This window comes from Halobacterium sp. BOL4-2, from assembly GCF_016917835.2.
In the GTDB taxonomy this organism is placed as follows: Archaea; Halobacteriota; Halobacteria; order Halobacteriales; family Halobacteriaceae; genus Halobacterium; species Halobacterium salinarum.
This window is the reverse complement of record NZ_CP070332.2, coordinates 1,326,482-1,346,688: the sequence shown is the minus strand read 5'-3', so window position 1 is coordinate 1,346,688 and position 20,207 is coordinate 1,326,482. Positions and strand designations below refer to the sequence as shown.

Genomic DNA, 20,207 nt, shown 5'->3' with positions numbered 1-20,207 from the left:
CGGGCTGTGGCGACCCCGCAGCACATATGCCGGGCGGCCGACGACGTAGTGGTATGGAGTGGCAGCTGTTCGCCGACCTCTCGGAGGTGGCGGGCGACGACACCGTGACCGTCGCCGTGCCCACCGACGACCCCACCGTACAGGACGCCCTCGACGCGCTGGTGGCCGACTACCCGGCGCTCGGCGACCGCGTGCTCGCCGCCGACGGCAGCCTCGCAGCACACGTCAACGTGCTCGTCAACGGCGTCACCGTCGACGCCGACGACCTCGACACCGCGATCGCTGCCGGCGACGAACTGGCGATGTTCCCGCCGGTCAGTGGGGGCTGATGCGCCTGCTCGCACACCGCGGGTTCGCCGGCGTCGCACCCGAGAACACGCTCGCCGCGGTTCGCGGGGCCGTCGACCGCGCGGACGGCATCGAGGTCGACGTCCAACCCGCCCGCGACGGCACGCCGGTCGTCTTCCACGACCACCGCCTCGACGACGCCGACGGTGCCCGCGGGATCACCGACGCCACCGGGGCCGTGTGGGACGCCACCCCGGACGCGCTGGCCGACGCCGACGTGCTCGGGTCCGGGGCGGGCGTGCCGACGCTCGCCGCCGTCGCCGACGCCGTCACCGGCGACACCACGCTGCACGTCGAACTCAAATCCCCCGGGTGTGTGACCACGCCCGGAACCGACGGCCCCCCGCAGTCGCGCTGGCAGCCGTTCGTCGACAGCGTGGCCGCCGCGGTCGCCGACACGCCCGTGGTGTTCTCGTCGTTTTTCGACGGCGCACTCGCCGCGGCCCGGGACGCCGCCCCCGGCGTTCCGCGGGCGGCGCTGTGCGTCGACGGCCAGCGCGGGCTGGCTCGCGCCGCCGCGGCCGACTGTGCGGCGCTGCACCCGCCCGTCGACCGCATCGAGGACACCTCGCTCGTGGCGCGCGCACACGACGCCGGCCTGACGGTGAACGCCTGGACCGTCGACACCTGGCTGGACGCCACGCGCTGCCGGCGGGCCGGTGTGGACGGCGTGCTCGCGGACTACCCCGGAGTGGTGGCCACCACGTGGTGACTACGCCCGGTAGTCGCTCGTGAGGTCGGCGGCCAGCACGAAATCCGGCGTGTCGCCGATGTCCGTGCGGGTCACCGCCACGTCGCTGACCATGCCCACGTCCTCGGGGAGCAACACCCGGGTGCGATCCGCGTCGACGCGCGCGGCGTCGCGCGCGACCGCCGCCAGGATGTCCCGGCAGGCCTCGGCGTCAGTCCAGCCGGCGACGCCGTACTCCGCCCACGTCTCGGTGACGCCGTCGGCGTTCTCCCGGTCGTAGGTCCGCGCCCGGAAGGTGAACCCCTCCGTGCCGGCGGCGTCGTCTTGCACCACCAGGAGGGCGTCGCGCTCGCTGCTGGCCGCCGCCAGCCGGTCGCGCGTGAGCTCCGCCAGCGCCCACGACTCGTCGGTGTGCAGCGCCAGCCCCTGGAGGCGGTCGCGGGCGCGACTCGACTGCCAGAACCGCCAGGCCGCGTTGACGTCACCGGTCACGGCCCGGCTCGGGGTCGCCGTGGCGTCCGGCGTGGGGTGCACCCACCGGAACTCGGTCGCCGGCGCGAACCCGGACGCCCGCGAGTGCCCCAGCCCCATCACGTTCCAGGAGAACACCATGTTCCGGGCGACGGTCACGCCCTGTTCGCGCGCCCAGTCGAAGCCCGCGTGCACGAGCTGCAGGCCGACACCCGATCCCCGGTACTCGGGGTTCGTGCGCATCCCCTGTGCCCAGGCCTCGTGGGCCGACAGCTGCACGAACTGCACGATGCCCGCGATGTCGTCGCCGGCGTCCGCGACGAACGTGCGCTGGCGGGGGCCGTCGGTGGCCACCCACTCCTCGAAGATCTGGGGGATGTAGTCGCCGTTGTCGCGGCGCTCGGCCCACGTGTCGCTGGTGAACGCCGTGACGGCCTCGTGGTCGGACAGCCTCGCCTGCCGGACGGTCAACTCCTCGCTCATGCCGTCCATGGGCGGGACTGCGTGGTGAGCGCGCCAGCGACCGACTCCTGCATCGCCGCCTCGGGGTCGTCGGCGTTCGCCAGTGCCCACATCAGCTTCACTTTCGCCGTCCCCGGCAGGGTGTCGCCGGCCTCCACGACGCCCGCCGCGAGCAGATCCCGGCCCGTGTCGTAGACGCGGTCACACACCCGCCCTTCGAGACACTGGCTGGTCATGACGACCGTCGTGCCGTCATCCACCAGCGACCCGATGGTGTCCGTGAGATCGCTGTGGACGTGGCCCAGGCCGGTGCCCTCGATGACCACGCCGGCGCTGCCCTCGCAGGCCGCCAGCAGCGACTCGTTCATCCCGGGCGTGAACTTCACCAGCTCCACCGCCGGCTCCAGCGCCGACGCAACGTCCAGGGTGGCGTCGCCGCGGGCGGCGTGTGCGCCCTCGACGGTGACCCCGCGGGCGTCCGCGGTCGCGGCCTCGCTGGCGGCGTCGTAGTCGACGTACCCCAGCGGGGTCGCACCCACCGTCTCGAAGGCGTCCCGGCGGCTGGTGTGGGTCTTGCGCACGCGGGTGCCGCGGTGGAGCGCACACCGGTCGTCGCTCTCGGTGGCGTGCATGCAGACCATGACCTCGGCGACGTCGCTTTTCGCGGCTTCGACGGCGCAGACGGCGTTCATCACGTTGTCCGAGGACGGCCGGTCGGCGGACCGCTGGCTGCCCGTGAACACCACCGGGACCGGCGTCTCAAGCATGAACGAGAGCGCGCTCGCGGAGAACTGCATGGTGTCGGTGCCATGCATCACGACCACGCCGTCCGCGCCCGCTTCGATCTCCTCGCGGACGGCCGCCGCGAGGTCCTGCCAGATCGAGGGCTCCATGTTCTCCGAGAGGATGTTCGCGACGACGCGCCCCCGGTAGTTGGCGCGGCCCGCGAGGTCCGGCACCGCCCGCAACACGTCCTCGGCGTCGAACTGTGCGGTGACCGCGCCGGTCCGGTAGTCGACCGTCGACGCGATCGTGCCGCCCGTCGAGATGAGCGCAATCGTCGGCAGGTCGTCGTCGAACTCGACGGTCGATCCCGCCGCGTCCTCGCCGGTGTCGCCGTCGACGGTGACGGCGTCGGCGTCCAGGACATCGATGTCCGCGTCGGCGGTGTCGACGCCCACGTTGTACCCCGAGTCGAGTTTCACGACGAGATGGTCGTCCGACGGTGACGGCACCAACACGCCCTCGTGGCTGGCGTCACCGTGCGTGACGCGCACGCGATCCCCTGGGTCTGCTGTCATACGCCGCAGTACCGCACCACCGGAGGAAAAGGTTGCTACTCCGCGATCGCGTACTCGCCGTCGGCGCGCTCCACGACCAACCCCCGGTCGGCCAGCGTCTGCAGGACGCCGTCGATCAGCGGGACGGGTGCTTCCAGCGCCTCCGCGACGTCGCGAGCGGTCCGCGAGTCGTCGGCGAGCGCCGCCAGCACGTCGGCGTAGAGGCGGTCCGGGCCGTCACCGATCGCGTCGCCGAGCGCCGCCTGCACGTCGGCCAGCTGGCCCTGCACCCAGCGTTGGGCCATCGACAGCTCGCGTTCGAGCTCGTTCAGCTCCTTGAGCTTCGCGGCGAGCTCGTTGACCTCCGCGTTCGAGTCCCGCTCCTCGATGCGCACCGAGACGTACTGGCACCGCGCCAGATCGAGGTCCGTGCTCGCGGGGTATGCCGACTTCGCGCCGTACCCGAACGGCGACAGCTGCACCTCCAGGCGGAGGTTCTCGGCGATGTGGAAGTACTTGCGGCGTTGGTCGTCAACCCGGGACTCGACGAGGCCGGCGTCGTCGAGCTGTTGGAGGTGGTCGATGACGGCTTTCGGGCTGACGCCGATGTACTCGGAGATCTCCGTGACGTAGCAGGGCTTGCGTGCGAGCAACTGGAGGATGCGTCGGCGGTTCTCGTTGCCGAGCAGATCCAGCAATGCCCCTGAGTCCATACAGTTCCTGGTTGATCGCCGGCGCTGAAAAGGGTGTCTGCTTGGCTGAACCAGCAATTTGTGCCGGGTTGGGCGATGCACTTATCCGTGAGTGTGACAAACATACACATGCATGTTCGAGGCGTTCTCAAGCGGCTACTACCTCGGACGGTTGTACGTCGAACCCGCGGACACCGGCCGGGCCGCCATCAACCGGTCGCACCACCAGCGGGTCAACGAACAGCTGTACACCACCGCGGCCGGCGTCTCCCGGACCGACCTCCCGCTCGTGATGAAACTCGGGGACGCCCACCTCGCGGTCGACGGCCAGGCGGACGTCCCACAGCAGACGCTTGCAGTGCCCGCCGATCGCCTCGACGACCTGAACGTCGACAACCCGCCGACGCTCTCGGAGGTCCTGCTCGCGAAACGCGACCACGCCGCCCGCCTGCTCGACATCGGCGCCGTCTGACACGCGGCGCAACGCCTATACTCGCAGCCCCCCGCGATCACTCCATGCTCGACGACCTCCTCGGGCGCACCGAACTCAAGGCCCGGATCGACGACCTCGAAGCCGAGGCCGACTCCCTCCAGCAGCAACTGGACGCCGAGGCCGACCGCCGCAGCGAGGCGGCCCGCAAGCGCCAGGCGGCAGAGCGCCGCGCCAACGAACTGGAAACGAAAATCGAGGAACTCCAGGACCGACTCGACCGCACGGACTCCGGCGACGCCGCCCCCGAGTTCCGCGACCGCATCGCCCTCACCGGCCGCCGCCGCGACCGCGTCCTCGCCCTCCTGGAGAGCCTCGACGCCGGCCCGGAGGGCGTGCTCACGGCGTACGTCGCCGACGACCCGCCGGCGCGGCTCCGGGACGCCCTCGGAGACCGCGCGCCCCTGGTCGCGCGCGCAGCGCCCTGCCTCGTCGTGCACGACCGCGACGGCATCGTCTCCACGGCGCTCCGCCCGCCGAACCCACCCGAGCCGTTCTGCGAGTGGGGCCAGACGGCGCGCATCGAACGCGACTGGCTCGCGCCCACCGGCCGGTACGCGCTGGCCGTGGTGCGCGCGGACCTGTTCGCGGTCGGCGTCTACCGTGACGGCGACCGCCGCTCCTTCGACGGGTTCACCAGCAACGTGAAAAGCGACCACTCGAAAGGCGGGTTCTCCCAGGCGCGCTTCGAGCGACTGCGCGACGAACAGATCCAGGCCCACCTCGAAGAATGCCAGCGCGCGCTCGCGGACATCGACGCCGACCGGCTGTTCGTCGTGGGCCAAGACACGCTGCTGGACGCGTTCGACGCCGCCGCGACCGCCGCCGTCGACGCCACCGGCGACCCCGCCGACGCGCTGGCCGACGCCCACACTGACTTCTGGACGCTCCCGTTGTCGCTGCTGTAGCGGCGTCTCAGAGCCGATAGGTCACGTCGTGACTGCGCCCGCAGCACGGACACACGCGCCGGTACCGGATGTGGCTCCCGTCGGTCACGGACTCCCAGCACCCCGCCTCGTCCTCGTAGCCACAGCCCGAACACGTCACGTCGACGCGTTCGAGGCGGCTGCGCATCCGATCGAGCGCGGTTGTCCCTCGCTGTGTCGCTGCCATACGTGTCAGTACACCACCCACGATCAAATACGCTGTGGCGTGTTCACAAGGGTAACGTCTGTGGCGTCAACGAATCACCCCAGCAGTAAACTTACCACACCACAGTGCCACCCACGTGGCATGCGCGTCGCCTTGCTCGCTCACGGCCAGTTCCCCGACCGCGCGAAAACCGCGGTCGGCGTGCTCCGGTACGCCGACTACGACGTGGCCGCCGTGCTCGACCGCGACACCGCGGGCACCCAGGTCGCCGACCACATTACTGGCACACAGGACGCCCCCATCGTCGCCTCGATGGCGGCCGTCGACGCCGCCGTCGACGCGCTCATCATCGGGATCGCGCCCATCGGCGGCGGCTTCGATCCGTCCTGGCGGCCCGACGTCCGGGCCGCCCTCGAACGCGGGGCCGACGTCTCCGCCGGCCTCCATACTTTCCTCGCCGACGACGAGGAGTTCGCCAGCCTCGCAGCCGAGCACGGCTGCGAACTCCGTGACGTCCGCCGCCCACCGGACGACCTCGGGGTCGCCGACGGAACCGCACGCGATGTCGACGCCACGGTCGTCACCACCGTCGGCACCGACTGCTCGGTCGGAAAGATGACCGCCACCCGGGAACTCTACGCCGCCGCCCGCGATGTGGGCCTCGACGCGGGGTTCGTCGCCACCGGCCAGACCGGCATCCTCATCGAGGGCGACGGCGTGCCCGTCGACCGCGTGGTCGCCGACTTCGCCGCCGGTGCCGTCGAAGACGCGGTGACCGCCGCCGCCAACCACGACTACGTCTTCGTCGAAGGACAGGCCAGCATCGTCCACCCCGCGTACTCGGGCGTGACCACAAGCGTCCTCCACGGCTCCGCCCCCGACCACCTCGTGCTCTGCCACGAGGCCGGCCGCGAGTCGATCCACGGCTACGACACCACGCTCCCCCCGATCGAATCGTTCCCGGCGCGCTACGAGCGACTCGCCGCCCCGGTCAGCGACAGCGACGTGGTCGGCGGCATGCTGAACACTCGCCACATCGACGCCGACGCCGACGCCCACGACGCGGTCGCCGACTACGCCACCGCCATCGACGCGCCCGCCACCGACCCCGTGCGGTTCGGCCCCGATACCGTCCTGGAGGCGATCCGATGAACACCGACTTCGAACGCCGCCAGTTCCCCCTCGAACACCCGTTCACCATCGCCCGCGGCACCCAAGACACCGCCACCGTTGTGACCGTGACCGTCAGCGACGACGACGGCACCACCGGCGTCGGCGCGGCCGCACCGTCGGCACACTACGGCGAAACCGCGGCCACCGTCGACGCCGTGCTCCCGGACCTGCTCGCGGTCGTCGAACGCGTCGACGCCCCCGAGCACCTCGCCCGCATCGAGGCGGGGCTGCGCGACGTTGTCAGCGGCAATCCGGCCGCCAGAGCCGCCGTCTCCATCGCCTGCCACGATCTCGTGGCGAAACGCGCCGACTGCCCGCTGTACCAGTACTGGGGATTGGACCCGGCGAACACCGTCGAAACCTCCTACACCATCGGCATCGACGACGCCGAGACGATGCGAGAAAAAACTCGCGCGGCCGTCGACGCGGGGTTCGGCACGCTGAAGGTGAAACTCGGGACGCCCCGCGACGAACAGCGGCTGTCAGCGGTCCGGGAGGCCGCGCCGGACGCGACGATCCGCGTGGACGCCAACGAAGCATGGACACCCCGCGAGGCCGTCCGGAACATCGAACGGCTGGCCGACTACGGCGTCGAATTCGTCGAACAGCCCGTGCCGGCCGACCACCCGGCGGGCCTGCAGTTCGTCCACGAGCGCGCCGCGCTCCCCATCGCCGCCGACGAGTCCTGCATGGTCGCCAGCGACATCCCACAGCTCGCCGACAAGTGTGACATCGTGACCCTCAAACTGATGAAGACCGGCGGGCTCCGCGCGGCCATGCGGCTGATCCACACTGCCACCGCCCACGGCCTGGCCGTGATGTGTGGCTGCATGATCGAATCGAACGCCAGCATCGCCGCGGCCGCCCACCTCGCGCCGCTGCTCGACTACGCGGACCTCGATGGGTCGCTGTTGCTGGCCGACGACGACTTCGACGGCGTCCCGATGCCAGCCGGCCACATCGACCTCGCCGCGATCGACGGCCCCGGCACTGGCGCACGAGAATAACCAGCCGTCCGCGAAGCCACCGGCTGTGGGGTGGGTGATTGCTGCTCCGAAATCGAACGCCACGACGCCGGAGCGTAAGAGTAGTGATAGTGAAGCGTCAGCCGTCGTCAGATACGACGGGCGGCGGCGTTACTCGTTGCGAACGAGGTTCGTCGCGCGCGGACCCTTCGGGGATGATTCAATGTCGAACTCGACTTCCTGACCTTCCTCCAGGTCCGGACCGCCGACGTCTTCCATGTGGAAGAATACGTCCTCGTCGTCATCGACGTCGTCTGCGTCAGTCGAAATGAAACCGTAGCCGCCCGTGTCGTTGAAGAAGTCAACCTTACCGGATGCCATTGCAATCAACCGTTGGGCCGACTACGGGATAACACTTCCGAGAGTCACGGTAGCATGGATCGCAGCATCGGCTGTGCAGTGCCTCCACCCCGCTCGGGCGCAGCGGCCGACTGTGACACCCGCGCGGCGACCGCTCCGCGCGTGTGGGGCGGCATGTTCACACCGTCACAACAAGCTTATGAATGTCTCCGAGCGAAGCAGTGATATCATGAGTTCGGTCACTGTGACGCTGCCGGACGGCTCCACGCTTGAGGTGGCGTCCGGCGCGACGGTCGAGGATGTAGCGCACGAAATCGGGCCTGGCCTCGGCCGTGACACAGTTGCGGGCAAGATCGATCACGAGTTGGTGGCCAAAGAGGAGCCGATCTCCGAGGACTGCGAGATCGAGATCGTCACCGACCAGAGCGACGAGTATCTCGACGTGCTCCGGCACACCGCCGCGCACGTGCTTGCGCAGGCGATCCGCCGCCACCACCCCGACGCGAAACTCACCATCGGCCCCTACACCGACGAGGGGTTCTACTACGACATCGCGAACGTCGAGTTGGACGCCGACGACCTCGACGAGATCCAGGCCGAGGCCGCGTCCATCATCGACGACGACCTCGACGTCGAGCGCGTCGAATACGACCGCGCGGACGCCCGCGAGCACTACGCGGACAACGAGTTCAAACGCGAGATCCTGGACGCGGAGGCGGCCGGCGACGGGCCGGTGAGCTTCTACACGCAGGGCGACTTCGAGGACCTCTGCAAGGGCCCACACGTCGACTCGACGGGCGAGATCGGCGGCTTCGAGGTGCTTGAGACGTCCGCCGCCTACTGGCGGGGCGACGAGGAGCGCGAGACGCTGACGCGCGTGTACGGCACGGCGTTCCCCACCGAGAGCGACCTCCAGGAGTATCTGGCGCGCCGCGAGGAGGCCAAAGAACGCGACCACCGCAAGCTCGGCCGCGAGATGGACTTGTTCTCCATCCCGGACGTCACCGGGCCGGGGCTGCCCCTCTATCATCCCAACGGCAAGACGGTGCTGCGGGAGCTCTCGGAGTACGTTCGGGGCCTGAACAGCGAGATGGGCTACGACGAGGTCGAAACCCCACACCTGTTCCGCACGGAACTCTGGAAGCAGTCCGGCCACTACGACAACTACGTCGACGACATGTTCCTCCTCGACGTCAACGACGAGGAGTACGGCCTGAAGCCGATGAACTGTCCGGGCCACGCCACCATCTTCAACGAGGGGTCGTGGAGCTACCGCGACCTCCCGGTGCGGTACTTCGAGGACGGCAAAGTCTACCGCAAGGAGCAGCGCGGGGAGCTCTCCGGGCTCAGCCGGGTGTGGGCGTTCACCATCGACGACGGACACGTGTTCGCGCGCGCCGACCAGATCGAGGCGGAAGTCCGGCGGCTCATGGACACCATCACGGAGGTCCTGGACACCTTCGACCTCGACTACGAGGTTGCGCTCGCCACCCGCCCGGAAAAATCCGTCGGCAGCGACGACATCTGGGAGCAGTCCGAGCGCCAACTCCGGGAGGTGCTCGACCAGCAGGGCGTCGACTACGACGTCGAACCCGGTGACGGTGCCTTCTACGGGCCGAAAATCGACTTCGGCTTCGAGGACGCGCTCGGCCGCTCGTGGGACGGCCCCACGGTCCAACTGGACTTCAACATGCCCGACCGCTTCGACCTTGAGTACACCGGCTCCGACAACGACGCCCACCAGCCGGTGATGATCCATCGCGCCCTCTACGGCAGCTACGAGCGGTTCTTCATGGTGCTCATCGAGCACTACAACGGCCGGTTCCCCACCTGGCTTGCGCCCGAGCAGGTCCGCATCCTCCCGGTCACGGATGACAACCTCGGGTACGCACACCGCGTGAAAAACGAGCTCGGCGACTACCGCGTCGAGGTCGAAGACCGCGACTGGACGGTCGGCAAGAAGATCCAGCAGGCCCACGACGACAACGTCCCGTACATGCTCGTCGTCGGTGACGACGAGGAGGACGCCGACGCCGTTTCGGTGCGGGACCGCCAGGAGCGCGAGGGCAAAGGCGTCGACCTCGCGGCGTTCCGTGCCCACCTCGACAGCGAGGTCGACGGCAAGCGCACCGAACCCGACTTCCTCGACTGACAGCCCCCCGTCGGCGGCGCTCCGTTCGGCTCAGCCGTCGGTGGTGCCGTCGTCGTGGGCGTCCGAGATGGTTCGCGGAGCGACGCCCGCGGTGTCCGGCTGGAGGTCGTCGATGGCGGCTTTCACTGCCCCGAAATCAGGGCTCTCTGAGAGGTCACTGCTGGCCCAGGCGTACTGGATCACGCGGTCGGCATCGATGAGAAACACGGCACGCTCGGGGACGCGGTCGTGGTCTTCGGCCGACGCCTGGAGCACGCCGAAGGCGTCCGCGATCGCACCCGCGTGATCGCTGAGCAGCGGGAACGTGAGCGCGTACTCGTCGGCGAACGCCTCGTGTGCGTACGTACTGTCCGGCGAAATCCCCCAGACGGCAAGCCCGGGCGTGCAGTCGAACCAGCGCGCGTTCTGGATCGCACACAGCTCCGTTGCACAGACCGGGCTGAAGTCGAACGGGTAGAAGAACAGCACCACCGCCCGGTTGTCCGCGAGCGCGTCCGTGAGTCCCAACCGCGTCTGTGTGCCGTCCGATACGCCCGGCAGCTCGAACGCGGGGGCGCGTGCACCCTCACAGCGCATACTCGGTGTATCTGTGTCATTGCTGATAACGCTACCGGCGCGGCCGGGAGACAGCCGTGGCGCTAACCGTTCGGAGCCCCAACCCCGCTGCATGCATCAGGAGACCGTGCTTGTGCCGGGCGCTCGGGACGTGGAAGCGACCCTCGACGAGCCGGCGGACGGCGACGCGACGGCCTGCGTCGTGGCGTGTCCGCCCCACCCACAGCACCGTGGGCATCGCGGCGACGACCGGCTGCAGGCGGTGGCGGCGGCGCTCGTTGAGGACGGTCTGGCGTGTCTGCGCTTCGATTACGGCGACTGGGACGGCGGCATGGGCGAACGCGAGGACGCCCGCAACGCCATCCGGTGGGCCGGCGAGCGCTACGCCCACACCGCCGTGTTCGGGTTCAGCTTCGGCGGCAGCATCGCTGCGCTCGCCGCCGCAACCACCGAGCACGACCTGTGGGCGGCGTCGCTGCTCGCGCCCACCGCCGAGCTCGCCGCGGGGTTGGACGCCGCGGCCGCGCTCACGGACGTGCCCGCGCCCGTCCAGGTCGCGTACGCCACCCGCGACACCACCGCCGACTGGGAGCCCGTCGTCGAGGCTGCCCGCAGCGACCCCGAGACGACGGTCGCCGAACTCGACGCCGACCACTTCTTCGTCGGCAAGCACGGAACGGTGGCCGCGACGGTCGGCGAGTTCTTGGTCGGGCATCGCCGGGGTCGATAGCGCCCCGCCCTACGTCCGGCGCAATCCGGGAACTCGGGCAGCGAACGGGACTATTCCGCTACACGCACTGCTATCCCTGAGCCACCGGTTCCGGCCGCGTACCGACTCCGGTCGAACCGGTCGTGGCCTCGCCGTCGAACCCAACAGGAGTCCAGCGCCAGCGCCGACGGGGGCGGAATCAGACAGTTCGAGCTGGTCCAGTCGTCCACTAACCGACACGCTTTCGTATTGACCTTTTATCTATGCTAGGAAATGAGAAACGACGACTGCTGTTCCCGGCGGCAATTCGGAACGACACTCGGGGGTATCGGAGTAGCCACGATGACAGCCGGCTGCAGTGCGTTCGGTTTACCTTCGAAAAAGCCGGTCACGGCGAGCACTGAACGATCGCTCTCTCCCGAATCTGGGTCGATGTCGCGCAGTGATTTTGCGGTAGCGGTTGACAACACTCGGGAGACGTACGGCGAAAACGGTATCTGGGGGCTGGCAGCAAGCGAACCCGATCACGGACTCGAATACGTCGGTGCGTGGCAGGATTCAGCGATCGGACACCGGACAGACGACGAACCCGCGTTCACGTCCGACCACCTCCTTGTTCTATACCGGCTTCCCGGATTGCAACTGGACGGTGAGCAGTTCTATCGGGCGTGGCTCTGGAGTGGCGCAGTGCCCGAACCGTCCTCCCAACTCGAAGCCATCCGCCCGTCGATTCATCTCGTTCGTGATTCGGACGACATGCGCCGATACGACCCTGCGAGTACCGCGACCGAGGGGCCGGTCTCCGTTTCGTTCAATACACCTGCTACACCTGGCCCTGATGGGCCGACGATAGAATTCCCCTTGCACGCCGGCGAAGTCGAGTACGCGGCGAGAGAAACGAGGATCGGGGACGCCGGCGGCTACGGGGCCACGTGGACTGGCGCGTACGATTCCGTCCAAGGTGTAAACGCGACCTGCGTGATGAAGTGGCCGGCAGACCGGGCGTACGACATCCGGTGGAACGCGGAAATCGAAGCCACACCGAAATAGTAGACGGCGCTCGTAGTCACGTTGTGCCACCTCCTGACGCGCAACGTGCGCTCCGAAACCGTTTTTGCCGCGCCAGCCGCACACACAGTATGCCGACAGAGACCGAATACGACCCCTCTCTGGGGAGCAAGTTCGTGTTCGTGACCGGCGGCGTGATGTCCGGGCTGGGGAAGGGCATCACGGCGGCGAGTCTCGGGCGACTGCTCTCGAACGCGGGGTTCGATGTTACTGCGGTGAAAATCGACCCCTACCTGAACGTCGACGCGGGCACCATGAACCCCTACCAGCACGGGGAGGTGTACGTCCTCGATGACGGTGGGGAGGTTGATCTCGATCTGGGGAACTACGAGCGGTTCCTCGACGAGGACATGACCTCGGATCACAACGTCACCACGGGGAAAGTCTACCAGGACGTCATCGAGCGCGAGCGCTCGGGCGACTACCTCGGGAAGACCGTCCAGATCATCCCGCACGTGACCGACGACATCAAGCGCCGCGTGCGCGAGGCCGCCGAAGGCAGCGACGTCTGCCTGGTGGAGGTCGGCGGCACGGTCGGCGACATCGAGGGGATGCCGTTCCTCGAAGCACTCCGGCAGTTCAGCCACGAGCAGGACGACGAGGACATCCTGTTCACGCACGTGACCCTAGTGCCGTACTCGAAAAACGGCGAGCAGAAAACCAAACCCACACAGCACTCCGTCAAGGAGCTTCGGTCGATCGGCCTCCAGCCGGACATCCTGGTCGGGCGCTGCGAGGACCGCCTCGATCCCGACGTGCGCGAGAAGATCGCGCTGTTCTGTGACGTGCCCATGGACGCCGTGTTCTCCAATCCCGACGTGGAGGACATCTACCACGTGCCCCTGACCGTCGAGGAGGAAGGCCTCGACCAGTACGTCATGGAACAGTTCGATATGGTTGAGGAGGCCCTGCCGGCCGCCCAGCGGTCGACGGAGTGGCGGGATCTCGTCACCCGCGAGCGCACCGGTGAGGTGGACATCGCGCTCGTCGGCAAGTACGCCCTGGAAGACGCCTACATGAGCATCCACGAGGCGCTCAAGCACGCCAGCCTGGAGGCCGGCGTGGAAGTGAACGTGTTGTGGGTTGACTCCGAGAAGATGCACGACCACCACGAGCGCCGCATCGCCGACGCCGACGGGATCGTCGTCGCCGGCGGGTTCGGCTCGCGTGGCACGGCGGGCAAAATCGACGCCATCCAGCACGCCCGCGAGCACGACGTGCCGTTCCTCGGGCTGTGCCTGGGCTTCCAGCTTGCGGTCGTGGAGTACGCGCGCAACGTTCTCGGGATGACGGGCGCACACTCCGCGGAGATCGACGAGGACACCGAGTACCCGGTCATCGACCTGCTGCCCGAGCAGTACGACCTCGAAGACCTCGGCGGGACGATGCGGCTGGGCGCACACGAGACCGCCATCGAACCCGGGACCCTGGCCCACGACCTGTACGGCGACACGTCGTGTACGGAGCGCCACCGCCACCGCTACGAGGTCAACCCCGAGTACATCGACGACCTCACCGCCGACGGCCTGACGTTCTCCGGCGAGGCCGGCAACCGCATGGAGATCGTCGAACACGACAACCACCCGTTCTTCTTCGGGACGCAGTTCCACCCCGAGTATCGGTCGCGGCCGACGCGAGCGAGCCCGCCGTTCGTCGGGCTGCTTGACGCCGTCCTCGAACGGGCGGACGTGGCTCCTGCTGGCAGCGACGCCGACGTGGAGGTGACGAACTGATGGTGGACGTCGACTCCTTCGTCGAGGACGCCCGCGCGGAGATCAGCGAGGCGCTCGGCGACGAGACGGCCATCATCGCGCTGTCCGGCGGCGTCGACTCCTCGACGGCGGCCGCACTGGCCTACGAGGCCGTCGGCGACCAGCTCGTGCCGGTCTACGTCGATACCGGCCTGATGCGGAAGGGCGAAACCGACGAGATCCGGGAGGTCTTCGACTACATGGACAGCCTCCGGGTTGTGGACGCCAGCGAGCGCTTTTTCGACGAACTGGCCGGCGTCACCGACCCCGAGGAGAAGCGCCACGCCATCGGCGAGCAGTTCATCCGGGAGTTCGAGACGGTCGCCGAGGAGGTCGACGCCACCCAGCTCGTGCAGGGCACCATCTACCCCGACCGCATCGAGAGCGAGGGCACGATCAAGAGCCACCACAACGTCGGCGGGCTGCCCGAGCGCGTCGGCTTCGAGGGGATCGTGGAGCCGATGCGCGACCTCTACAAGGACGAGGTGCGGGAGGTCGCGCGCCACCTCGGCCTCGAAGAGATCATCAGCGAGCGCATGCCGTTCCCGGGCCCCGGGCTCGCGGTGCGCGTCATCGGTGAGGTCACCCCTGAGAAGGTCGCGGTCTGTCGGGAGGCCACCCACATCGTCGAGGACGAACTCGAAGCCTACGAGCCGTGGCAGGCGTTCGCCGCCGTACTCGGCCGCGCCACCGGCGTCAAGGGCGACAACCGGGTGCACGGCCACGTCGTCGCCGTGCGGTCCGTCGAGTCACGGGACGGCATGACCGCACGCGCCCAGGAACTGGAGTGGGAGACCCTCCAGCGGCTACAGTCACGCATCGCCGGCACCATCGACGAGGTGTCGCGGGTCGTCTACGACGTGACCCACAAGCCGCCGGCGACGATCGAATACGAGTAACCCGCCCCCGCGACTCGGCAGGTTCTTGAACGCGCCGCCCCCAGCTACCAGCATGCACGCACTCGTCGTCGGTGGCGCTGGCACCGACATCGCGGACGCGCTCGAAGCTGAGGGCGTCGACGTGACCCGCCTCGAAGGCGTGGTGTCCGGCGACCGCCTCGAAGACGCCGGCGTCGCGGACGCCGACCTGTTGGTGGTCGCGGACAGCAACGAAGCGACCGCGGTCCCGGTCGCCCACGAGCACAACCCCGACATCCGAACCGTCGCGTATACGGGCAACGGCGTCCCCGAGTTCATCAAGGGCGTCCTGGATCTGACCGTCGATCCCGCCCTGTTGGACGCCACCGCGGTCGCCGAAGAGCTGGCTGCCTAACTCTTCTCCCGACGGTTTCGGGCTGTGACACGGGCGTCTCACAGCGAGAGCGCCAGCGGCCGCCCGGGGTGGGCGTCGGCGGGGTCGTCGACGGCGGCCGACACCGGGCTGACGTGCTCCCAGCAGACGAACGTCTCGACCCGCCCCGGTTCGTACAGGAAGTAGTCCGCGGGCTTCGGGCAGCGGTCGCAGACGGGGTCGCCCTCGCAGCCGTCGAGCGCCGCCGACAGCGCCGCCGGAGCACCGTCGTCGTGTGAACCCGACATACATGCCATGTCCGGCGCGCTCCCACTTGAAATTCGGCCCCGTGGGACGGACCTACGGCGAGCGGCGGTCCAACACCGGGATCTCCGCCAGGCGCTGCTCGTCCAGTGCGTCCCAGTCGATGCCACTGGGCGTGTCATCCTCGTGGGTGGTGGTGATCGTTCGGTCCGGCGTGACCACGTACTCCATCGGCACGTCGTGGGCGGCGGTCGGCACAGCGTCGTCGACGACCTGGCGCTCGTGGACGGTCGTCACAGTCGCGGTGTCGTCGTCGACGCGCCCGAACGCCCGCAGCAGCGCGAACTCCAGGTCGCTGTACCCTTCCCCTTTCCCGACGCGCTCGCCGCGGTCGGTGACCGCGACGCTCCCCGACACGATGAGGTCGATGGGATCGACGTCCCCGGGACCGACCGGGTCGCCGTACTCCTCGATCCCCGACACCGTCGTGGCGGCGTCGATGTCGTCGATGGTCGTTGGGTCGAGGCGCAGGAAACACTCCTCGTCGCGCAGCCGCGGCACCGCCGCGTACAGGGTCTTCCCCGCGCGCAGCGCCGCCCGCCGCACCGGCAGCTGGGGGGCGTCGGGGTTCGCCTTCACGGTCTCAGCGCGCTGCCACACGTCCGTTTCGGTGAGGCGGGCGGCGGCCTCATCGGCACCGGCGTAGTTCGGGATGCGGCCGTGTGGCGGGAACGGGAACCGCGCCACGCCGCTGTCTTCGAGGTCGTCCCAGACGCGCTCCCGGAGGCGGTGTTTGTCCGTCATGCGTCAGTGTTGTGGCCGGCTAGTCCGGCGAGGTGCGCAAGCTCGGGCAGAATGATTTCGTCGGTCCCCAGCGTGGCCGCGTGCTCGCTGCCCGGCAGGCAGAACACGAGTGTCCCGCCGACCACGCCGCCGGTGGCCCGCGACCCGATGATCTTGGTGCCGATGTCCGAGGCCGACCGCCGCCGGAACTCCTCGCCGAACCCCGGCAACTCCATGTCGAACAACGGGCGGGCGGCGTCGACGGTCACGTCGTCGGGGGTCACGCCGGTTCCGCCGGTCGTGATCACGGCAGCCACGTCGTCGCGTCCCGTGAGATTGTCGAGTGCGCCCTGCACGCGGTCGTACCGGTCGGTCACCAGTTCCCGCGTCGCCACTTCGTGGCCGGCCGCCTCGACGGCCGCGACGACGGCGTCGCCGGCCGGGTCGTCGGACAGCGACCGCGACGACGACACCGTCACCACGGCGACGCCGACCTGCGAGACGTCGTCCTCGTGGTGGGCGTCAGTGGAGTCCTCGTCGTCGGGGGTGGACTCCGCCGTGCCGTCATCGCTGCGCTCCGCAGCGTCGTCGTCGTCGTCATCGTTGCGCCGCGTGTTCCGCGACTGAAAGTCGACCATACATCCACGTGGGCGGCCACAGTGATAAGACTGTGAGCCTGCGCGTCGCCGGGGCGTACAGTTTTGCCGTGGGGGAGCGACCACGCCGATATGCAGGCAGTCACCTTCGACGGCCACGGCGGCACCGGCGTGATCGACTACCGGACGGTCCCGGAGCCCGACCTCGGGGCCGACGACGTGCTCGTGGACGTGCGCGCCGGCGCGCTCAACCACCTCGACGTGTGGACGCGTCGCGGCATGCCGGGGATCGACCTCTCGATGCCACACGTCCCCGGCAGCGACGCCGCCGGCGTGGTCTCGGCGGTCGGGGCGTCGGTGACCCGGTTCGAACCCGGGGATCGGGTGGCGGTGCTCGCGGGGGTCTCGTGTGGGCAGTGTGAGTTCTGCCGGCACGGCGAGCCCGCGCTGTGCGCGTCGTTTCGGGTGCTCGGCGAGCACGTGCCGGGCGTGCACAGCGAGCGCGCGGCGGTCCCGGCGGACAACCTGATCGCCGTGCCCGAGCACGTCGACTGGGAGACGGCAGCGGCCGCACCGCTGGTGTTCCAGACGGCGTGGCGCATGCTCAACACGCGGGCGGACGTGTCCCCCGGGGAGTCCGTGCTCGTGCTCGGTGCCAGCGGCGGCGTCGGGCACGCCGCCGTCCAGATCGCCGCCCACGCCGGGGCCGAGGTGTTCGCGACGGCGAGCACCGAGCAGAAGCTCCAGTACGCCGCGGAGCTCGGTGCCGACCACGTCGTGAACTACACCGAGACGAACTTCGCCGACGAAATTCGCGCGCGAACCGGCAAGCGCGGCGTCGACGTCGTCGTCGATCACGTCGGCGAGGCGACCTGGGACGACTCTCTGCGCTCTCTCGCGAAGGGCGGCCGTCTGGTCACCTGTGGGGCGACCACCGGCGGCCGCCCGGAGACCAACGTCCAGCGCGTGTTCTGGAACCAACTGGACATCCTCGGGTCGACGATGGCGACGCCGGGCGAGGCCGACGCCGCCCTCGAACACGTTTGGGACGGCACCTTCGACGTCCGGATCAGGGACGTGCTCCCGATGCGTGAGACTGCCCGCGCCCACGAACTGCTGGAGAACCGAGAGGGCTTTGGGAAAGTAGTCGTTAAACCGGACAACGAACTCGACTGATGGTCCAGACCCACGAACCCCAGGAGGCCGCCGGTACAGACGACATGAGCAAGCGGTCCCAGTGGCTACTCGTCGCCGCGCTCGCCGTTTGCGGGCTGGCTGCGCCCGCGTTCATCTACTGGGCCGGCGCGGGCAGCTTCGGGTTGGGGTTCCGTGACACCTACCTCACGATCCCGATGATTCCCGCCGTCCTCTTGGGTGTGGTCGGCGTCTGGACGGCAGTTCGGGGCTGACCCGACGGTCGCGGCCACGCTTCGACCGGCACGGGATCGGCCGGCTTTCCGTTAGCGCACGGCGACCGCCTGGCGCTCGAACGCCTCGCCGGTCCACAGCCACGCGTCCAGTATCGGCGGCCGCGCCGCCAGCGACGCCACGACGTACACACGGTCGGGCCACTGGGCGTGCTCGCGGTCGGTCGCGCTCGGCCGGCCCGGCCCGACCGGGTGGCTGTGATAGAACCCCACGACCTCCCGACCGGCTGCGGCGGCCTCGTCGAACACTGCTAGCGTCGCCTCGGGGTCCAGCTCGTACCGCATGCGGGGCGCGTCAGCGACGTTCGGCACTCGTCGGACCGCCGTCACGCGCCGCAGGTCGCCGTCGCGCTCGCCGACGAACACGCCACACGCCTCACGGGGCGTGTCCGCCTGTGCGTGATCGAGCACTGAGTCATAGCCCTCCCTCGTGAGGACGAACACGGCTCGCGTTTGGCACGCCAGTACAAAAGTCGCGGTGGTGTGTGGGATTACGCCCGGGTGCCGTCGGGGACGGGGTCGGCGTCGCCCTCGAAGTCCCGCCGCATTGCGATCTCGAACCACGGGCACAGCCGGAGCTGGCGGTAATACCGGGGGTTCTCGTAGAGGTCTTCGTAGTCGACCCACATCGCGCCGCCGACCTCCTCGGGGTCGCGGTCGAAGCTGGTGTCGTGCAGCGTCGCCTGCAGGACCGCACAGACCTCCCATTCCAGGCCCTCGTCGAGGTAGCGGCGCTTGTATTCGAAGCGGTCGGTGATCTCCAACTCGTCGTACTGGTGTGGTTCGATCCCGAGCTCTTCGGCGAGGCGCTGGCGGGTCGCGTCCACCTGGCTCTGCCCCTCGATGGGATGGCTGGCGACCGTGCCGTCCCAGTGTGTGTCCCAGAGGCGCTTGCGGTCGGCGCGCTGGGCCAGCAGCACGCGGCCGTCCTCGTCGAACAGCAGACACGTGAACGCGCGATGCCGGACGCCGTCGCCGGTGTGCGCGTCGAGGCGGTTGGCCAGCCCCGTGCGCTCGTCGTCGGGGGTGACTGCGATCACGTCCTGCGTGGCGTTTTCGGCGGTCTCGTCCTCGCGGTCGGTCTTCCCCGACCCGGGGCTGCTTCGGTCGGCTTCGCTCATGCTGTCACGCATGACCACCCTGCCTAATAGCGCTTCGACTCACCCCAGCTTCTCGTCGAGGATCAGCCGCGTGCGCGTGGACACTACCACGTCCTGCTCGCGGGCTCGCCGCATCAGATCGTTGACGCCGCTGGTGTCGGCGGCGTCCACGATGAGCACGATGTCGTCTTCCCCCGAGACCTGCCACACGAAGTCGACGGCGTCCCACTCGACCATTCGGTCACCCACCACGTGGGTGTCGGCGTCCATCGCGACCCCGATCTCGATCATCGCCTTGACGTTCCCGGTCGAGGTCGACACCGTGAACCGCTCGATGACGCCGTCGTCGACGAGCTGGTCGACGCGGTTTCGGATGGTGCCCTCGCTGACGCCGATGTCGTCGGCGATCTCCGTGTAGGGGGTGCGGGCGTCGCGCCGCAGCGTGTCGAGGATCTGTTGGTCGATGTCGTCCATGACTGGTGTTGTGCCACGCACCGCAAAAGAGTTACGAATTTCGTAACTAAGCTACGAAGAAAAGATTTATACTC

At 69.0% G+C, this 20,207-nt stretch carries 26 protein-coding genes; 14 read left to right on the top strand and 12 right to left on the bottom strand.

Going from position 1 to position 20,207, the window contains the following annotated elements:
• The first annotated feature begins 53 nt into the window (after positions 1-53).
• Both JRZ79_RS20435 and JRZ79_RS20430 read left to right on the top strand, forming a co-directional pair.
• On the top strand, positions 54-329 hold the full coding sequence (locus JRZ79_RS20435; protein WP_012289392.1) for a ubiquitin-like small modifier protein 1: 276 nt from the start codon (positions 54-56) through the stop codon (positions 327-329).
• The gene (locus JRZ79_RS20430; protein ID WP_205252092.1) at positions 329-1,060 is read left to right on the top strand and encodes a glycerophosphodiester phosphodiesterase; all 732 of its coding nucleotides are present in this window, start codon (positions 329-331) and stop codon (positions 1,058-1,060) included. Before JRZ79_RS20435 ends, JRZ79_RS20430 begins: the two co-directional genes overlap by 1 nt.
• Here JRZ79_RS20430 and JRZ79_RS20425 read toward each other — a convergent pair whose 3' ends face one another.
• From JRZ79_RS20425 to JRZ79_RS20415, 3 genes are read right to left on the bottom strand one after another with little or no spacing between them, the layout of a single operon-like run.
• Positions 1,061-1,993: a GNAT family N-acetyltransferase gene (locus JRZ79_RS20425; protein ID WP_205252774.1), complete on the bottom strand. Its 933-nt coding sequence runs from the start codon at positions 1,991-1,993 to the stop codon at positions 1,061-1,063.
• A complete protein-coding gene (gene gatD, locus JRZ79_RS20420; RefSeq protein ID WP_010903349.1) occupies positions 1,990-3,273 on the bottom strand; it encodes a Glu-tRNA(Gln) amidotransferase subunit GatD in 1,284 nt (427 codons plus the stop codon). Before gatD ends, JRZ79_RS20425 begins: the two co-directional genes overlap by 4 nt.
• 35 nt (positions 3,274-3,308) lie before the next feature.
• Positions 3,309-3,965, bottom strand: coding sequence for an ArsR family transcriptional regulator (locus tag JRZ79_RS20415; protein WP_010903348.1), 657 nt, complete (start codon positions 3,963-3,965; stop codon positions 3,309-3,311).
• Positions 3,966-4,077: 112 nt separating this feature from the next.
• Between JRZ79_RS20415 and JRZ79_RS20410 the strand changes: the two genes are divergently transcribed.
• Together JRZ79_RS20410 and JRZ79_RS20405 are read left to right on the top strand one after the other, a co-directional pair.
• Positions 4,078-4,416, top strand: coding sequence for a DUF5802 family protein (locus tag JRZ79_RS20410; protein ID WP_205252091.1), 339 nt, complete (start codon positions 4,078-4,080; stop codon positions 4,414-4,416).
• 44 nt (positions 4,417-4,460) lie between these two features.
• On the top strand, positions 4,461-5,342 hold the full coding sequence (locus tag JRZ79_RS20405) for a Vms1/Ankzf1 family peptidyl-tRNA hydrolase (protein WP_205252090.1): 882 nt from the start codon (positions 4,461-4,463) through the stop codon (positions 5,340-5,342).
• A gap of 7 nt (positions 5,343-5,349) precedes the next feature.
• Here the strand turns inward: JRZ79_RS20405 and JRZ79_RS20400 are convergent, their stop codons facing one another.
• A complete protein-coding gene (locus JRZ79_RS20400) occupies positions 5,350-5,547 on the bottom strand; it encodes an HVO_0649 family zinc finger protein (protein ID WP_049892519.1) in 198 nt (65 codons plus the stop codon).
• 120 nt (positions 5,548-5,667) lie between these two features.
• On the opposite strand from JRZ79_RS20400, the gene JRZ79_RS20395 reads away from it, so the two are divergent.
• Together JRZ79_RS20395 and JRZ79_RS20390 are read left to right on the top strand one after the other, a co-directional pair.
• A complete protein-coding gene (locus tag JRZ79_RS20395; RefSeq protein WP_205252089.1) occupies positions 5,668-6,678 on the top strand; it encodes a DUF1611 domain-containing protein in 1,011 nt (336 codons plus the stop codon).
• Positions 6,675-7,706, top strand: a complete 1,032-nt coding sequence (locus tag JRZ79_RS20390; RefSeq protein ID WP_205252088.1) for a dipeptide epimerase — start codon at positions 6,675-6,677, stop codon at positions 7,704-7,706. The genes JRZ79_RS20395 and JRZ79_RS20390 overlap by 4 nt, the downstream gene beginning before the upstream one ends.
• A 129-nt stretch (positions 7,707-7,835) precedes the next feature.
• Here JRZ79_RS20390 and JRZ79_RS20385 read toward each other — a convergent pair whose 3' ends face one another.
• Positions 7,836-8,045 carry a cold shock domain-containing protein gene (locus tag JRZ79_RS20385; protein WP_010903343.1) on the bottom strand — a complete coding sequence of 70 codons (210 nt, stop codon included), beginning with the start codon at positions 8,043-8,045 and terminating at the stop codon, positions 7,836-7,838.
• 208 nt (positions 8,046-8,253) lie between these two features.
• On the opposite strand from JRZ79_RS20385, the gene thrS reads away from it, so the two are divergent.
• Positions 8,254-10,176: a threonine--tRNA ligase gene (thrS, locus tag JRZ79_RS20380; protein WP_205252087.1), complete on the top strand. Its 1,923-nt coding sequence runs from the start codon at positions 8,254-8,256 to the stop codon at positions 10,174-10,176.
• A gap of 30 nt (positions 10,177-10,206) precedes the next feature.
• On the opposite strand, the gene JRZ79_RS20375 is transcribed toward thrS, so the two are convergent.
• Positions 10,207-10,752 (bottom strand): redoxin domain-containing protein, encoded by a 546-nt coding sequence (locus JRZ79_RS20375; RefSeq protein ID WP_231546310.1) that lies wholly within the window; start codon positions 10,750-10,752, stop codon positions 10,207-10,209.
• Between the two features lie 91 nt (positions 10,753-10,843).
• Here JRZ79_RS20375 and JRZ79_RS20370 point away from each other — a divergent pair, with 91 nt between their 5' ends.
• The 5 genes from JRZ79_RS20370 (at position 10,844) to JRZ79_RS20350 (ending at position 15,531) form a co-directional block, all read left to right on the top strand.
• Positions 10,844-11,461 (top strand): alpha/beta hydrolase, encoded by a 618-nt coding sequence (locus JRZ79_RS20370; protein ID WP_010903340.1) that lies wholly within the window; start codon positions 10,844-10,846, stop codon positions 11,459-11,461.
• A gap of 252 nt (positions 11,462-11,713) precedes the next feature.
• Positions 11,714-12,490 (top strand): hypothetical protein, encoded by a 777-nt coding sequence (locus tag JRZ79_RS20365; protein WP_205252085.1) that lies wholly within the window; start codon positions 11,714-11,716, stop codon positions 12,488-12,490.
• Positions 12,491-12,579: 89 nt separating this feature from the next.
• Positions 12,580-14,241, top strand: a complete 1,662-nt coding sequence (locus JRZ79_RS20360; protein WP_205252084.1) for a CTP synthase — start codon at positions 12,580-12,582, stop codon at positions 14,239-14,241.
• Positions 14,241-15,158, top strand: coding sequence for a glutamine-hydrolyzing GMP synthase (gene guaA / locus JRZ79_RS20355; RefSeq protein WP_205252083.1), 918 nt, complete (start codon positions 14,241-14,243; stop codon positions 15,156-15,158). The genes JRZ79_RS20360 and guaA overlap by 1 nt, the downstream gene beginning before the upstream one ends.
• 52 nt (positions 15,159-15,210) lie before the next feature.
• Positions 15,211-15,531 carry a CTP synthetase gene (locus tag JRZ79_RS20350; protein ID WP_205252082.1) on the top strand — a complete coding sequence of 107 codons (321 nt, stop codon included), beginning with the start codon at positions 15,211-15,213 and terminating at the stop codon, positions 15,529-15,531.
• A gap of 38 nt (positions 15,532-15,569) precedes the next feature.
• Here the strand turns inward: JRZ79_RS20350 and JRZ79_RS20345 are convergent, their stop codons facing one another.
• Genes JRZ79_RS20345 through JRZ79_RS20335 form a run of 3 tightly spaced genes read right to left on the bottom strand, consistent with a single transcriptional unit; the run spans position 15,570 to position 17,174 of the window.
• Positions 15,570-15,797 (bottom strand): hypothetical protein, encoded by a 228-nt coding sequence (locus JRZ79_RS20345; protein ID WP_205250973.1) that lies wholly within the window; start codon positions 15,795-15,797, stop codon positions 15,570-15,572.
• 52 nt (positions 15,798-15,849) lie between these two features.
• Positions 15,850-16,557 (bottom strand): 5-formyltetrahydrofolate cyclo-ligase, encoded by a 708-nt coding sequence (locus tag JRZ79_RS20340; protein WP_205250972.1) that lies wholly within the window; start codon positions 16,555-16,557, stop codon positions 15,850-15,852.
• Positions 16,554-17,174: a molybdenum cofactor biosynthesis protein B gene (locus tag JRZ79_RS20335; RefSeq protein ID WP_205252081.1), complete on the bottom strand. Its 621-nt coding sequence runs from the start codon at positions 17,172-17,174 to the stop codon at positions 16,554-16,556. The genes JRZ79_RS20340 and JRZ79_RS20335 overlap by 4 nt, the downstream gene beginning before the upstream one ends.
• Positions 17,175-17,264: 90 nt before the next feature.
• Here JRZ79_RS20335 and JRZ79_RS20330 point away from each other — a divergent pair, with 90 nt between their 5' ends.
• A complete protein-coding gene (locus JRZ79_RS20330) occupies positions 17,265-18,308 on the top strand; it encodes a zinc-binding dehydrogenase (protein WP_010903331.1) in 1,044 nt (347 codons plus the stop codon).
• Entirely contained in the window at positions 18,308-18,541 is a 234-nt protein-coding gene (locus JRZ79_RS20325) for a hypothetical protein (RefSeq protein ID WP_010903330.1), read from the top strand. Before JRZ79_RS20330 ends, JRZ79_RS20325 begins: the two co-directional genes overlap by 1 nt.
• A 51-nt stretch (positions 18,542-18,592) precedes the next feature.
• On the opposite strand, the gene JRZ79_RS20320 is transcribed toward JRZ79_RS20325, so the two are convergent.
• From JRZ79_RS20320 to JRZ79_RS20310, 3 genes are read right to left on the bottom strand one after another with little or no spacing between them, the layout of a single operon-like run.
• A complete protein-coding gene (locus tag JRZ79_RS20320; protein ID WP_205250969.1) occupies positions 18,593-19,003 on the bottom strand; it encodes a desampylase in 411 nt (136 codons plus the stop codon).
• A 47-nt stretch (positions 19,004-19,050) separates the two neighbouring features.
• A complete protein-coding gene (locus JRZ79_RS20315; protein ID WP_205250968.1) occupies positions 19,051-19,680 on the bottom strand; it encodes an NUDIX domain-containing protein in 630 nt (209 codons plus the stop codon).
• 39 nt (positions 19,681-19,719) lie between these two features.
• The gene (locus JRZ79_RS20310) at positions 19,720-20,133 is read right to left on the bottom strand and encodes an Lrp/AsnC family transcriptional regulator (protein WP_010903327.1); all 414 of its coding nucleotides are present in this window, start codon (positions 20,131-20,133) and stop codon (positions 19,720-19,722) included.
• Between the last annotated feature and the right edge of the window lie 74 nt (positions 20,134-20,207).